Raw genomic sequence first — 13,838 nt, forward strand, 5'->3', positions numbered from 1 at the left:
GCCTGCAACTCAGGGAAGGTCGGGCCATCGCCTACCAACAGCAACTTGAGATGCGGCGCATCCTTGAGCTTGTCGGCAATCTGGTGAACGAACTGGTCAATGGCATGCCAAGGCAGGAAGGCGCCCAGGTATCCGCACACCACGTGCCCATCCAGCCCCCATTTGGCACGCGCGGTGGCGCGCTGCTCTGGCGTGAAGCTGAATTTGGAGATATTGGCGGCGTTGGGCGTGATAATGGTTGGCGCCAATTTCCCGTGCGAGGCCAAGGCGCGATCACGGAAAATATTAGAGACAAAAACCAGACCGTCCGCGTTATTGAATACCCAGCGCTCAATCGCCGCTGAGAGTTTCTGGAAAAACAAAGGGCGAACCCGCACCACATAGGCGGAATCGTTCACTTCCAGAATCACGGGCAAGCCTTTGAGTTTGCCCAGCAACACGGTCGAAAACAGGAAGAGCGAGTACCGCTCATAAATGAAATTGACGTCGGGATTGCGCGACAGGTAGCGCCACACACGCCAACCCGACACCAGGTTGTAGCCCACCTCAGCCAGCTCGAACAGCGGCTCGGGGAACTTGGCCACCAGGCTCATCAAGGTGGTGGCCTGAGCCGTAGGCGACATGGCCTTGGGCGAGCTGTAGGGGTCAGCGCCAGGCAGCGAAATGATGTCAACGGCCACGCCTTCAGCGCGCAGCGCATCGGTGATACCGCGAATATGAACCCCTTCTACGGCTTTCCCCTGGGTTCGATGGTGATAAAGAACACGTTTGACGTGCTGAGAAAGCTTTTCTGAAGGCATATTCAACTCCCGAGCCAGTGTAACATAGGCGTTTCCCGACAAATGCCGGCATTTGGGCCCGCATTCGCAGGTGTTACGGACTTATTGCCAGCTCGATCCATGAATTTGATTTCGTCCCAAGCTTTGCGAATTCTCCACGTGGTGGACTCCCTCGAATTTGGCGGGCTTGAGCGCGTGGTAACCGATCTGGCCATTGCACAACTGCAGGCAGGCCATCACGTCGAGGTCTTCAGCATCAATGCCACCCGAGGTTTCACGCCCGAACTGGAGGCCGCCGGCATCAAGGTGACCGTGGGCAACAAGCAAGGCACACTGGATCGCCAGGTCGTCAAGGCCTTGCGTCGCGCCTGCCTGTCGCCTCGGGTGGATGTCGTTCATGCGCACAACTTCATGCCAGGCTATTACGTGGCCACCGCGCTGACACTGGCCATGAATGCCCCGGCGTTCGTGGGCAGTTGCCACGACATGGGCACACGCTTGAAGGAGCGCAAACTGCGCTGGCTGTTCCGCTTTGCGTTGTCTCGCATGGCCGGCGTGGCCATGGTCGGCAAACAAGTGCATGACCGCTACGTACTGGGCGGCATGGTGCCACCGCAAAAAGCCACCACGGTACTCAACGGTATTCCGGTAGCCAAATTTGCGCAATCTGCGGAGCGACACGCGCAGGCGCGTCGCCGCCTCTCATTGGCTGACGACGACCTCGTTGTGGGCTGTGTTGGCCGGCTGGTCGCCCTGAAGAATCACCGTGTGCTGCTGGACACCGTTCCTGAACTCGCCAAACGCCATCCACGGCTCAAGGTCGTGATCGTCGGATACGGCGAAGAAGAAGCGCGGTTGAGAGTGCAGGCAAAACAACTGGGCGTGGAGGATCGCGTGATCATCACCGGGCAGCGCTCGGACGTGGCCGATCTGCTGCCGGGCTTCGATGTGTTCACACTGCCATCCCAGACGGAAGGCGTGTCGATCGCCTTGCTGGAGGCCTGTGCCACGGGCCTGCCCGTCGTGGCCACGCGTGTGGGCGGCAACCCCGAAATCATCCGCGACGGCACGACCGGCCTGCTGGTTGAACCGAGTGATGTGGGCGCACTGCAAGGCGCGCTGGACGCACTGCTCAGCCAGGCTGACCGGCGGCAACTGCTTGGCAACAATGCCCGCCTGTGGGTCAGCCAGCATGCCTCGACGGAATCGCTGCGCCATGAGTACGATCAGTTCTACCGCCGCGCCATCGCCCCCCAAAAACACAGAACAAAATGAGCGACATCGAAGTCACCGTCATCACGCCCATGTACAACGCGCGGGCATGGCTGGAAGGCCATATTGCCAGCACGCGCGCACAGACGCTCCAGCACTTCGAGCACATCATCATTGATGACTGCTCGACTGACGACAGCGTGGAAGTGGCGCAGCGATTGACTGCCGGCGATGATCGCTACAAGATCGTGCGAGCACCCAAGAATGGCGGCCCCGCTGCGGCACGCAATATTGGCATCGCGCAAGCCAAGGGGCGCTACCTGGCCTTTTTGGATGCCGATGACCTGTGGCTGCCACAAAAGCTGGAACGCCAATTGGCTTTCATGAAGCAGACAGGCTACGCCTTCACGTACCACGACTACTGCCACATCAGCCACGACGGCAGCAAAGTCGGCAAGCGCATCGAAGGTGTGGAAACCATGGACATCCGCGCCCTGCATGTGCGACGCAAAGGCACGTGCGGCTGCTTGTCCGTGATGATTGATCACCAGCAGTTGCCCGCGTTCAAGTTTCCCGATATCGAGCGCTCATTGCCAGAAGATTTTCTGGCCTGGTTGTGGGTCATGAAGCAAGGCCAGATCGGGCACCGTTTGCCGGAGGATCTGGCGCGATACCGCCTGGTGCCCGCCAGCCGCTCGGCCAACAAGTTCGCTGCGGCCTTCGCGGTGTGGAACCTCTACTACCGCGTCGAAAAACTACCCTTGATCAAAGCCACATGGTGGTGGCTGCACTACGCCTGGAACACCAAGCGTCTGCACAAGGAATCCAGCCCAGAGCAACAAGCCTGAAAAGCTCAAGGCGCAGCCAGCTTCGCCATGAGATCCTGATACGGGCGCGAATTCAGGAAAATCGGCGCCGCCGTCCTGGCGCCGTAAATGCTGATGTGGGCGCCGTCCCAACTGAAAGGCACGCCGTTGGCAGTCAGATCGGAAGGCAGCCCATCGCGCATGAACATTGCATCCCGATCGACAAACACGGCGTTCGGGAGCGTCTTAGCCAAGGCTTCCAGACGGGCGTTCGCGTTGGCGGCCTCTTTATCAACGTCCGTCGAAATGCGGCGGATGTCAAAAGGCACGTTGTGCAGCAGGCTCTTCTTGTAGGCGACCATGACGTTGGTGCCAAATTGCTTGGGGCTGCTCATCAGGACCAGCACCCGCACCTTTGAAGCCGCCATCCGCGCCAGCGCCAGCACCTCATCGAGCTTGCCTTGCGCCTGCACATCACCCCAATCTCCAGCCAAAACGGCGAAATCGTATTGCGACAAGTTGTCCTGCAGATATTGGCGGTTGAACAGGCATTGCGAATAGGCACGACTGGCCAGCGTCCCGGTATAGCCCTTGCCCAAGGCGGGATAGCACCAGTTCGTGGTCACGGCGTGAATGGCCATGCCAGATTGCTGCCCCACGGCATCCCACAGGGGCTCGTACTGCCCGGCAAACGAATCCCCGAAGAGCACGCCTTTGCGCTTGGCTTTCTTGTCGCCCAACCAGCACGACAGGCCATTGGCACCTTCAGACAAGGCGTCGTTGGAATCGATGCTGTAAAAGCACCAGCCGTTGTCAGACTTGGGCAGGTCAATGTCCTTCAAACTGGAGAAGGAGGCCGGCATCCGGCTTGGATACCCTTTGTTGAAATGCCCCAGCAACCCCACGGTCACGAACACGGCACTGCCGATCGCGGCGAGCAGGAAGATCTGTTGACGACCAAATCGACGCCGGTTCCTGAACGGTGCCTCGACGAATCTCCAGCTCACATAAGCCAGCAACAAAGACGCCAAAGACAAGGCTGCAAAGATGCCGTGATCCGGCTCGCCACCCAGGCTGCGCTGGCGGGCGAAGGCAAACAGGGGCTGGTGCCACAGATACGCGCTATAGCTCAACAAGCCGATGAACACGAAGGCACGGTTGCCCACAAAGCGACCGACCATGGTCTGCTCAGACGCGAACAGGATGATCAGCGCCGTGCCCAGCGTGGGCATCAGAACGTAGAGACTGGGCGAAGGCGTGTGCTTGTCAAACCAGAAAATGGCCGCCACAAGCAAAGCCAGGCCCAAGGCACCACCGGCTTCTGCGAGCCAGGGGCGGACAACAAGCTTGCGCCCGCCAGAAAGATGCAGCCCGATCAGCGCACCGATGAACAACTCCCAGCAGCGCGTGGGCAGCAGATAGAAGGCCTTGGATGGATCGAACGACACCTGCGTGTGCGCCATATACAGGCTGGCAATGGCCGCCACGATCAGCATCACGGACATCAGGCGCGAGCCCCAACGCCAGGTCAAAGCCAGAAAGAGGGGAAAGAACAGGTAGTACTGCTCCTCGACCGCCAGGCTCCAGGTGTGGAGCAAAGGTTTCAACTCGGCCGATGAACTGAAGTAGTTGCTGGTCTTCCAGAACAGGATGTTGGACGAGAAGAACGACGTGGCAACCAGGCTCTCGGAGAAGTTCTTCATGTCCTCCGGCAAGAGCCAGCACCAGGCCACAGGCAGGCAGGCCGCCATCACCACGAACAGCGCCGGCAGGATCCGCCTGGCTCGACGCTCATAGAAGTTGACGAGGGAGTAGCTGCCTTCCTGGTGCTCAGCCAGGATGATCGAGGTAATCAGGTAGCCGCTGATGACGAAGAAGACGTCCACACCGACAAAGCCACCACTGAACGCCGAGAACCCGGCATGAAAGAGGATGACAGGTACGACAGCCAGGGCCCGCAGGCCATCAATCTCTTTTCTGTAATCCATCTTTTCAGGGCTTTTGTCTGTGATCGAACCTTTGTGCCCAACCTGCTTCGCAAAGCCCCCTCCCCGGCAGCCTGGCGGCGATGACGCGATCAGGTCGCGCTGGAACTCAGGTCGGCATCCGCGCCTTGACGAAACGCCGGGCGCTGGATGATGAAGTCGCGATAGGCGTTGGGATCACCCGCCTTGCCCGCTTCGGCAGCCTTGATGATGTTGTAGGTTTCACGCGCACTGACGTAATGCAGCTTCCAGTCCTTGCCGTCGTTGTAGCGCGTCTGCAGGTACTCGTAGGCATCGCGCATGGGCTTGCCGAGCAGCACGTCCATGTCGCGCTCTTGTGTACCGTGCGTGTGGATCTTGACGAAAACCCACTCCGGACGCCCTTCAACGTGGATGCCGGTTTCCACCCAGGTGTCGATGCGGTCACGCGTAGGCGGGCTGCTGGCGCGGATGTCGGCGTTCTCGATACGCGGCAGGATGCCGAACTTGCGGTTGTTCATCAGGAAGCCCAGCGGCCCCTGGATGATCATCAGATCACCCCAGGTCTGGCCACCCACCTTCACACGCTTGCCGGTGTTGTGCGACTTCGGGCAGCAGGGATCATCCTTGGCGTAATAGATGCTGTTGATCGTGCTGGTTTGCGAACCGTCAGGCGCGGCGGGCAAGGTGAAGTCGGCGTAGCAGCCCTCTTCACGCAAAACGATCAGCTCGTTGTTGACGCCGCAGTAGCGGCCATCGGGACGCGAGTTGTCCAGACACCAGTTGCCGTGAATGAAAGACCACTGCGCCTGCCCCGTCTTGGGATCGACAGGCAGGGCATCATGGCGCTCGATCAGGGTCTTCGTGAAGCTGCGCAGCTTCTCGCGCAAGCCCTCATCGGTGTCGTTGTCATGATGCAGGTGAATATCGATCTCGCCCAGGCCCATGCGGCACAACTCGACCAGTGCATCCAGATGCTCAGGGCGGTACTCTTCTTCCGGATAGAAAAAACCATGCACAGGCGGGCGGCCATCCGCATCCTTCAAGCCTTCGCACAGCTTGGGGTAATCCTGCCGCCAGCGGGCCACGCGCTCGCACTCCACCTCGTAGGTGGGTGACTTCCAGCGCGGCTCGTAATGATCCACGAAGCAGAACATCAGGTGGCGCGTCACGCCAGGTTCCGGCTTGGCACGCCAGTCCTGACGCAAGTAACTGCCGAACCAGATCATCAGGTTCTTGCTCTGCACCTCCCGGTACAGCACAGCAATCGCGGCCATCACTGCCGCCCCAACAATCACAAGCGCCATCATCATGTTTCCGGTGGATTCACATTGCAGCGTGCGACCTGATCACCTGGCCGCGCGCGTCATTTTCAACGTGCAAAACTGTAACGTTTCAGTCTAGCATGCGAACTTCGGACGCCGCCACACCCGGATCAGTGACGATTCACAAAGATGAACGCTTGAACAGCCGACATGGCGATCATCATCATCTTGATGGTCGTGAAAACCCAGGGCGCATCTCGGGTGACGGCCTCGACCTTGCTCGCCTCCTGGGATCGGGTAGCGATGTGCCAGGAAGCCACACACAGCGCCAGCAGAACGTACAGCGTTGGCTGATAGGTGCGCGACAAGAACCAGGAGCAGGTCATGAACCCGACCAGGGAGCCGCGCATCAGCACGCCCATCTGGCGGATATCACTGCCTTCGGGCGCGTTTTCCGCCACCTGATTGGCAGCCTGAAAGGCCAGCACGATCGAGGCGATCCAGAAAAAGAAGCCGATCACACCCAGTTCGGCAAAACACAGAACGAAGGCGTTGTGGGCGGTCAGCCAGTTGAAATTGGTGAAATTGAGATAGCCCACACCAAACAAAGGCGATGACCTCAGCATATTGAAGCCTTCCACCCAGGCCTCGATCCGGCCCTCGGCAGACTCCTCCTTGGTAGACAAACTGCGCCCGCCCAGGAAGCCACTGGCCGCCGCCCCGCCCGCCATCACGCCAATCAACATCATGGTGCGAACCGGCCCCAAGGCCTTGCGAACGCCAAAAAACAGCATGGCCCCAACACCAAGCAAGGAACCACGAGAGTGCGTCAGAAAAATGGTCGTGCCAAAAACGGCCAGGGGAATACCGACCACAAAGATGTTGCGAAACCACTTGCCGGGCTTGTAGAGCCACACCAGCCAGGGCAGCAGAGACACGATCATCTGGGCAAAGTCATTGGGATCGTCAAAGAACCCCACGCTGTGCACACGGTACATGAACGCACCGGAGTGATCGTCCGCCGGAATGGGCGGCAAGTCCTTGGCGGCCACAACCGAATCCATGGACACAGGCTGCCGGTAGACCAGTTGTTCCAGCATGTAGCCCGTCTCGTATGAGGCGATGGCAGCGACCGACAGCACAAAGATGCTGAACATGATCACGTAGCAAGCCGCCCGCAAACGAGGCAGCGTGTTCACATACATGCTGACCAGCACATAGAGCAAAGCCGTCGAACTGAATTGGGACAAGGCATCGATGGCCTCGCCAAAGCCGCTGCCCATCAATTTGGACACGAAGATGCAAAACACAAAGCCGCACAGCACCCACATATGGCGCTTGCGAGCGGCGAACTCTTCCTTGTGCTTGAAGGAGGACACCAGCCCGGAGCCAAAGGCAATCACCCACAGGATCACCATGGGCCGAAGCTCCATCAACTGCGGCGCGAACATCTCGATCGGCCGCATGTAGATCAGCATCAAATAAATCAGGAAGACGACGAACCCCATGGGCAGGAGGATACTGCACGCGCCCGCTGCCACCGGCATCGACTAACATCGACGCTTTGCCATTTCGCGACGTACCCATGAACAGGCCTTTCAGTCGAGTTGCTGCATTCAAAGCCGGAGCACTGATGGCCGCGTCCACCTACGTGACCGTGGCACTTGGCCTGGTGGTCAGTGCCTTGATTGCGCGGGGGCTGGGTCCGCAAGACTACGGTCGTTACGTGTACGTGCTGTGGCTGTCCAGCCTGCTGATCATCATCGGCAACAACGGGCTGGGCGTCTCCGGCATCCGTTTCATTTCCGAGTCCCTGGGGCGCGAACGTCCCGACGAGGCCGCCAATGTGCACGGCTGGTTGCGCAAACGCCAGTGGTTCAGCCTGGCCGCCGTAGGCGTGCTCTTTCTGATTGCCCTGCCCTTCATTCAGCCTGCAGGCTGGGAGGGCCACCAGGGGCTGCTGATCGGCGTGGTGACGGTCAGCTTCGTCGCCAAGGCCATCTTCCAGTTTGATGTATCCATGGCCAAGGGGCACGGACGCTTCAATGTCGAGGCCTGGTCAACGATGATCATGAGCGTGCTCTACACCGCAGGTGTGGCCGCCCTGATGATGAGCAAATCACCGCTGAGTTGGTACCTGGTGTTTTTCTCGGTGATCAGCGTCGGCCACATCTTCGTCGTGGCGCCCATGCTCAAGCGCGACGGCATCCATGCCGGCAAGGCGCCCTGCTCGCCCGAGTTGATCGAGCGCATCAAACCGCACCTGTGGTGGACCATCGTGCAAGTGGCCGTGGCCACACTGAGCAACAAGACGATCGAGACCTTCCTGCTCAATTCCCTGATCGGCCCGGCCGAGGTGGGCTTTTTCGCCATCGCAACCAACCTCACGCGCGGTGGCGTGGAACTGGTGTCCTCCAGCCTCACATCACTGCTGATGCCCATGCTGGCTCACGCCTACGGCGCCGGCGGCATGAAGCAGGTCAACACCATCATGTCGGACGCCATCCGCTACTGCGTGTTCCTGGGCCTGATCCTGGCCGGCCTGGGCCTGCTGTGGGCCGCCTTCGGCATCGCGCTGATGTATGGCAACAAGTACGAGCCCGTGGTCAATGTGCTGCGCATCATGGTCGTGGTCGGTGGCCTGACGCTGGCGGAAAGCGCTTTTGGCGCATTGCTGACGACCACGGACAACCAGCGCCTGCGCGCCTTCGTGGCGCTGTTCTCGGTAGGCATCAGCGTGTTCTGCGCCGTGACGCTGGTCCCGATGTATGGGTTGATGGGCGCAGTCTGGGCCAATGCCATCTCACGCATCGTCGTGATGGTGGTGATCACGACCGCCATCGTGCGCAAACTGGATGTCACTCTGCCTTGGCGCGAGCTACGCGGGCTGCTGATCTCCGGCGTGCTGGGCCTGCTTGCCACCGCACCACTGCTGTGGTGGTCCAACACCGCACTCACCCAGTTCGCGGCAGGCTTCATCTACCTGGCAGGCTTCATGGCGGCCAGCGTGGTGGTGGGCGGCTGGCATCAGAAAGACGTCCGCATGCTCCTGTCACTGGCTGAACGCAAACCCAAACAACTGGGCTGGCTGGCGCCCCGCTTGCGCGGATGGCTCGCCAGACTGCCGACCGAATCCGCGTGAATCAAAAAAAGGGCGACGCACGCGCCGCCCCTTGCTCAAGCTTAGCCCGTCACACAAGCGACGCCAGGAAGCTGGCCAAGCCTTCGCCCTGCATCTCGGCTGTGTAAAGCGCGCGAGCCTCCCAGGCTGCGTCCCGGGCCTCTTGAACACGAACGCGATCCTGCAACTGCTGCATCAGGTGCGCTGGCGAATCGAACTCGAACACAGCCGGATAACGCTGGAGGTAGGACTTCGGCCCCGTGTAGCCCTTGGCAGGCACGGCAATGGGTACGCCTGCGGCCACACTGGTGATCAGCCGGTCAGGCACCGTCAGATCAAAACGCTCCGCGCGCTGGCACACCGCCGTGTTGTAGGCGATGAGGCTGGCATCGTGCGCGGCCATCCGGGCAATCAACTGACCTTGAGACAAGGGATCAAAGGGCCGGCGCAACGGATGGCCGTCCGTCGTTTCAGGCGAACGCCCGTGATGCAACTCAATGCCGGCATCCAGAATTTCACGCATCAGCGGGCGCAGATCATCTGCCGCGTGCACGGTGTGGTGCGACAAATCTGTGCGACCAGCAAAAATGATATTGGGGCGATCCGCCGCAGCCACCGGCCGCTGAGCGGGCTGGTAGGACGCTGGCCAGCATGGCGACAACACCGTCGATCTGGGCTGAACGCTCCCCGCCGTGAACACCTGGTTCTCAAAAAAATGCGCCATTTGTGGGTTGGCATAGAGAATGCCATCCAACCACTTGGCCGCGCGCCGCATCATCCAGTGCTGCCTTGACACGCCCGCTTCGTTGAGTGCCAGTGGATAGCACAGCACCATCAGCACGACCTTGACCTTCGGACGCTTGCGCTTGAGCGCCACGATGTCCGACAGCGGATTGGTACCCCAATAGGCGACGACCACATCGGCGCCGCCATCATCCAGGTGCTGGCAAGCCGGGCCGATGAACTTCACGTCGCGCGTATAAGTCAGTTGATCGACAGCGCGCCTGACGCGCCCCAGCATGCTCAAGGCCTTGCCCTGAGACAAACTGAGCGAATCCGGCATCCAGGACAGCGATTTCACTTGCGCCCCCAGCATCGCCTCCAGACTGCGCCTGTGGTCGATATCGGGCCCCATCAAGGCTACTTTGAGATTCTTGGCCGTCATCTTTTCCCAAATTCAACTCATCACGTCAGGCTGCCTGCCGTGTGCAACGCCCGCATTGTGCCTTGAAGGCACCAGGCGGGCCACCGCCCCACAGCACCCTCAAATCATGGATTGAAGCACCTGCGCCGCGCAGGTAGGATGCCGCCCGACATGAGCGATACCCTACGCAGCCCCACAGACAGCCGCCCCGCAGGCCGCGTCAACGAAATTGACCTCCTGAGATTCGTTGCATCCATGCTGGTGCTGCTGTTTCACTACGCCTTTCGTGGCATGGCCGCCGACAACATGGCCGCCATGAACTACCCCTTGCTGGCCCCGGTATTCAAGTACGGGTACTTGGGCGTGCAGTTGTTTTTCCTGATCAGCGGCTTCGTCATCCTCATGTCGGCAGCCGGTGGCAGTGTCCGGGGCTTCATCGTTTCTCGCTTGATCCGCTTGTATCCGGCCTTCTGGGCGGCATGCACCGTCACCTACCTGGTCTGCATCCTCTGGGGAGGGCCTGCTTACGCAGCCAGCTTCAAGCAGTACCTGATCAACATGACCATGATCAGCGATTACCTGCACACGCCAGCCATTGACGGGGTTTACTGGTCCTTGTCGCTGGAGATCCGCTTTTATGTGCTGATCACCATCTTGCTGCTGATACGGCAAATTCACCGTGCCGAGTTTTTTCTGATCGCCTGGCTGGTAGCAACGATGGCGCTGGAATGGCACCCCATCGGCAAACTGCGCTTTTTACTGATCAGCGACTACGCCACTTTCTTTATCGGCGGCGCCACCATCTACCTGGTCTGGTCAAAAGGCATGACCGTGCGTCGCGCCTTGATGATTTTGTTCAGCCTGATATTGGGTTTGACGCAATCCATCAAAGGCCTTGATGAAATTCGGCATTATTACCATGTGGACATGGACCCCGTCCTCACAGCTTTGCTGGTCACCAGTTTCTACGCCATCTTGCTCTTGGTCGCGCTTCGCAAAACCGGGGCCCTGGCCAATATGAAATGGGTTACTGCCGGCGCACTCACCTACCCACTGTACCTGCTGCATCAAAATATTGGCTACATCATTTTCAATCATGCTTACCCCGGATTGAATATTCATCTTGTATTTTGGGGAACCATTGCACTGATGCTGGCAGGCGCCTGGCTTATTCATAATCTGATCGAGAAAAAAGCCGCCCCCCTGCTCAAGCGGATATTGAACACTGGACTTGACACTTTTTCGCAACTCCGCCCCACCAGGCGCTGAGAATGCGGCACCGCCGCACGATAGCCACCTGCCGAAGGTGCGGTCCTGCTATGCTTGAATCAATTCCGCCTTGAGCCAGGCTCGTGGCGAGGTAACGCTGTATAGACTTTCGAGGGTTGCTTATGCGATTGACCACTTCTTCTCCATTGTCGGTGGCCCGCCTGGCCATGGTCGCGGCTATCGCGCTGGGCCTGAGCGCCTGCGGCAGCTTCAGCAGCTACCCCCCGGCACCTGCACATGCCGAGACACCAGATCAGCTCTACAAGATCGGCGCCATGGACACGCTGAGCGTGGTAGTTTGGCGCAACCCTGATCTGTCGGCCAACATCACCGTTCGCCCGGATGGCCGAATTTCCCTGCCGCTGGTGGAAAACATCATGGCCGCAGGCAAGCAGCCCGCTGACCTGTCGCGTGAAATCGAAACCGCGCTCGTCAAGTACATCCGTGAACCGGTGGTCACCGTCATCGTAACGAACTTTCAAGGCGTCTCTACAGAGCAGATTCGCATCGTCGGCGAGGCCACCAAACCCCAGGCCGTGCCATTCCGCCAGAACATGACGCTGCTGGATGTGATGATCCAGGCAGGTGGTCTGACCGATTATGCGGACGGCAATGGTGCCGTTCTGGTTCGCGGCTCCGAACAGGGCAAGCAATACAGCATCCGTCTCAAGGATCTGATCAAGCGTGGCGATATCAGTGCCAATATTGAAATAAAGCCCGGCGACATCATCATCGTGCCTCAAAGCTGGTTCTGATATTCGGACTGACACTTTCTCGCGTGTCGATTCCATCGACACACACACTCACACCAACGGGCATTAGCCAGTCGCACCTCCAGCCGTATGGACGATACTTTCCGGCAAGTTTCCAGTATTTTAATTGCCATGTGGCAACGCCGCTGGGTGGGCGTTGCTGTCGCCTGGATCATCGCCGTCCTTGGGGCTGGCGTGGTCTACGTGATGCGCGATCGCTACGAAGCGTCGGCGCGCGTGTTCGTCGATACCCAGACCGTGCTCAAACCACTGATGAACGGCCTGGCTTTCCAGCCTGATGTGGACCAGCAGGTTCGCATGCTCGCCCGCACGCTGATCAGTCGCCCCAACATCGAGCGGTTGATCCAGTCGCCCAGAATCGGGCTGCAATACCTGAGTGAAGCCGATCGGGAAAAAATCATCGATCGCTTCACCAAAGAGATCAAGGTGGCACCTTCCGGAGATGCCAACCTGTTTGCCATCACCTACCGCGACATCAGCCCTCAGCGAGCACAGCGTGTGGTGGAAGATCTGGTCGCCTTGTTCGTCACGTCCGGCGTGGTTGATAAACAGCGTGACTCTGAACAAGCCCGGCAGTTTCTGGACGACCAGATCAAGTCGTACGAGACGAAGCTGACCGAAGCAGAAAACCGCCTCAAGGACTTCAAGATCAAGAACTTCGGCCTGACCGGCACGTCCAACCAAGATTACTTTGCACGCATGTCGACCTCGTCAGATGAGGTTTCTCGCCTGCGCGTGGAGTTGCAGGCCGCAGAGCAAGCTCGTGACGCCCTGCGCCGGGAGCTGGCCAACGAAGACCCGACCATGCCTGCCGAAGCCACCGGTGTGCCGGTTCAATCACCCACGGCAGAAACCGATGCCCGCCTGGATGCCCAGAAGCGCCAGCTCGACGACCTGATGCGCCGCTACACCGACGAGCACCCTGATGTGGTCGCGGTTCGCCGCAGCATTGCGCAACTGGAGCAGCAGCGTCGGGCCGAACTCGATGCCCGCGCCAAGGCCGGCGCCAACGGCAAGCTGCGCCCCGCACCGACCAGTCCCGTTTTCCAGAAAATCCGCGTGACCCTGGCTGAGGCCGAAGCCAAGGTCGCCTCGCTGCGAGGGCAACTCGGCGCACAGCAAGGCCAGTTGGATCAGGCCCGCAACATGGCCAGTCGCATGCCCGCAGTGGAAGCCGAGCTGGCTCAGCTCAATCGCGATTACGACGTGGTTCGCAAGAACTACGAGCAACTGGTAACACGTCGGGAATCGGCCTCGCTGGGCGAAAAGATCGATCAGACAACCAAGGTGGCCTCCTTCCGCGTGGTGGAGCCACCCCGCGTCTCGCCCACCCCCGCCAAACCCAGTCGCATGCTGGTGGCACTGGCCGCCATCGCCGTGGCCTTGCTCGGGGGTGCCGCTGCCACTTTCGGCCTGTCCCAAGTGTTCCCCTCCGTGTACGACGCCCGACAGCTCAAGGAGATCAGCGGACGCCCCGTTCTGGGTAGCGTCTCACTCGTCATCGG

The 13,838-nt window shown here is 59.8% G+C and carries 11 protein-coding genes; 6 read left to right on the top strand and 5 right to left on the bottom strand.

Annotation, left to right across the window (positions count from 1 at the left end; all coding sequences use genetic code 11):
* Positions 1–800 (bottom strand): glycosyltransferase (locus EPO09_RS02995; protein ID WP_290640004.1); only part of this gene is annotated, 800 nt, incomplete at its 3' end.
* A 123-nt stretch (positions 801–923) separates the two neighbouring features.
* Here EPO09_RS02995 and EPO09_RS03000 point away from each other — a divergent pair.
* Both EPO09_RS03000 and EPO09_RS03005 read left to right on the top strand, forming a co-directional pair.
* Positions 924–2,054 carry a glycosyltransferase gene (locus EPO09_RS03000; RefSeq protein WP_290640007.1) on the top strand — a complete coding sequence of 377 codons (1,131 nt, stop codon included), beginning with the start codon at positions 924–926 and terminating at the stop codon, positions 2,052–2,054.
* Entirely contained in the window at positions 2,051–2,839 is a 789-nt protein-coding gene (locus EPO09_RS03005) for a glycosyltransferase family 2 protein (protein WP_290640009.1), read from the top strand. Before EPO09_RS03000 ends, EPO09_RS03005 begins: the two co-directional genes overlap by 4 nt.
* Before the next feature lie 5 nt (positions 2,840–2,844).
* On the opposite strand, the gene EPO09_RS03010 is transcribed toward EPO09_RS03005, so the two are convergent.
* The 3 genes from EPO09_RS03010 to EPO09_RS03020 all read right to left on the bottom strand — a co-directional run bounded on the left by EPO09_RS03010 (position 2,845) and on the right by EPO09_RS03020 (position 7,534).
* Positions 2,845–4,785: an acyltransferase family protein gene (locus EPO09_RS03010; protein ID WP_290640011.1), complete on the bottom strand. Its 1,941-nt coding sequence runs from the start codon at positions 4,783–4,785 to the stop codon at positions 2,845–2,847.
* 89 nt (positions 4,786–4,874) lie between these two features.
* Complete coding sequence (locus tag EPO09_RS03015; protein ID WP_290640013.1) at positions 4,875–6,038, bottom strand: hypothetical protein; 1,164 nt, start codon at positions 6,036–6,038, stop codon at positions 4,875–4,877.
* A 158-nt stretch (positions 6,039–6,196) separates the two neighbouring features.
* Positions 6,197–7,534, bottom strand: coding sequence for an O-antigen ligase (locus EPO09_RS03020; protein WP_290640015.1), 1,338 nt, complete (start codon positions 7,532–7,534; stop codon positions 6,197–6,199).
* 125 nt (positions 7,535–7,659) lie between these two features.
* Between EPO09_RS03020 and EPO09_RS03025 the strand changes: the two genes are divergently transcribed.
* Entirely contained in the window at positions 7,660–9,168 is a 1,509-nt protein-coding gene (locus EPO09_RS03025) for an oligosaccharide flippase family protein (RefSeq protein ID WP_290640017.1), read from the top strand.
* A gap of 49 nt (positions 9,169–9,217) precedes the next feature.
* Here the strand turns inward: EPO09_RS03025 and EPO09_RS03030 are convergent, their stop codons facing one another.
* The gene (locus EPO09_RS03030; RefSeq protein WP_290640019.1) at positions 9,218–10,312 is read right to left on the bottom strand and encodes a hypothetical protein; all 1,095 of its coding nucleotides are present in this window, start codon (positions 10,310–10,312) and stop codon (positions 9,218–9,220) included.
* Positions 10,313–10,462: 150 nt separating this feature from the next.
* Between EPO09_RS03030 and EPO09_RS03035 the strand changes: the two genes are divergently transcribed.
* The 3 genes from EPO09_RS03035 to EPO09_RS03045 form a co-directional block, all read left to right on the top strand.
* Entirely contained in the window at positions 10,463–11,560 is a 1,098-nt protein-coding gene (locus tag EPO09_RS03035; RefSeq protein ID WP_290640020.1) for an acyltransferase, read from the top strand.
* 122 nt (positions 11,561–11,682) lie between these two features.
* Positions 11,683–12,315: an XrtA/PEP-CTERM system exopolysaccharide export protein gene (locus EPO09_RS03040; RefSeq protein WP_290640021.1), complete on the top strand. Its 633-nt coding sequence runs from the start codon at positions 11,683–11,685 to the stop codon at positions 12,313–12,315.
* A 129-nt stretch (positions 12,316–12,444) separates the two neighbouring features.
* Positions 12,445–13,838: XrtA system polysaccharide chain length determinant (locus tag EPO09_RS03045; protein ID WP_290640023.1), on the top strand; the 1,394-nt coding region annotated here is incomplete at its 3' end.

It is taken from the genome of Aquabacterium sp., from assembly GCF_004297345.1.
Lineage (GTDB): Bacteria > Pseudomonadota > Gammaproteobacteria > Burkholderiales > Burkholderiaceae_C > Aquabacterium.

Excerpts from the sequence above, each read along its gene's own strand:
- EPO09_RS03020 (WP_290640015.1), bottom strand. The coding sequence starts at position 7,534 with ATGGGGTTCGTCGTCTTCCTGATTTATTTGATGCTGATCTACATGCGG.
- EPO09_RS03015 (WP_290640013.1), bottom strand. The coding sequence starts at position 6,038 with ATGGCCGCGATTGCTGTGCTGTACCGGGAGGTGCAGAGCAAGAACCTG.
- EPO09_RS03005 (WP_290640009.1), top strand. The coding sequence starts at position 2,051 with ATGAGCGACATCGAAGTCACCGTCATCACGCCCATGTACAACGCGCGG.
- EPO09_RS03030 (WP_290640019.1), bottom strand. The coding sequence starts at position 10,312 with ATGACGGCCAAGAATCTCAAAGTAGCCTTGATGGGGCCCGATATCGAC.
- EPO09_RS03035 (WP_290640020.1), top strand. The coding sequence starts at position 10,463 with ATGAGCGATACCCTACGCAGCCCCACAGACAGCCGCCCCGCAGGCCGC.
- EPO09_RS03025 (WP_290640017.1), top strand. The coding sequence starts at position 7,660 with ATGGCCGCGTCCACCTACGTGACCGTGGCACTTGGCCTGGTGGTCAGT.
- EPO09_RS03010 (WP_290640011.1), bottom strand. The coding sequence starts at position 4,785 with ATGGATTACAGAAAAGAGATTGATGGCCTGCGGGCCCTGGCTGTCGTA.
- EPO09_RS03040 (WP_290640021.1), top strand. The coding sequence starts at position 11,683 with ATGCGATTGACCACTTCTTCTCCATTGTCGGTGGCCCGCCTGGCCATG.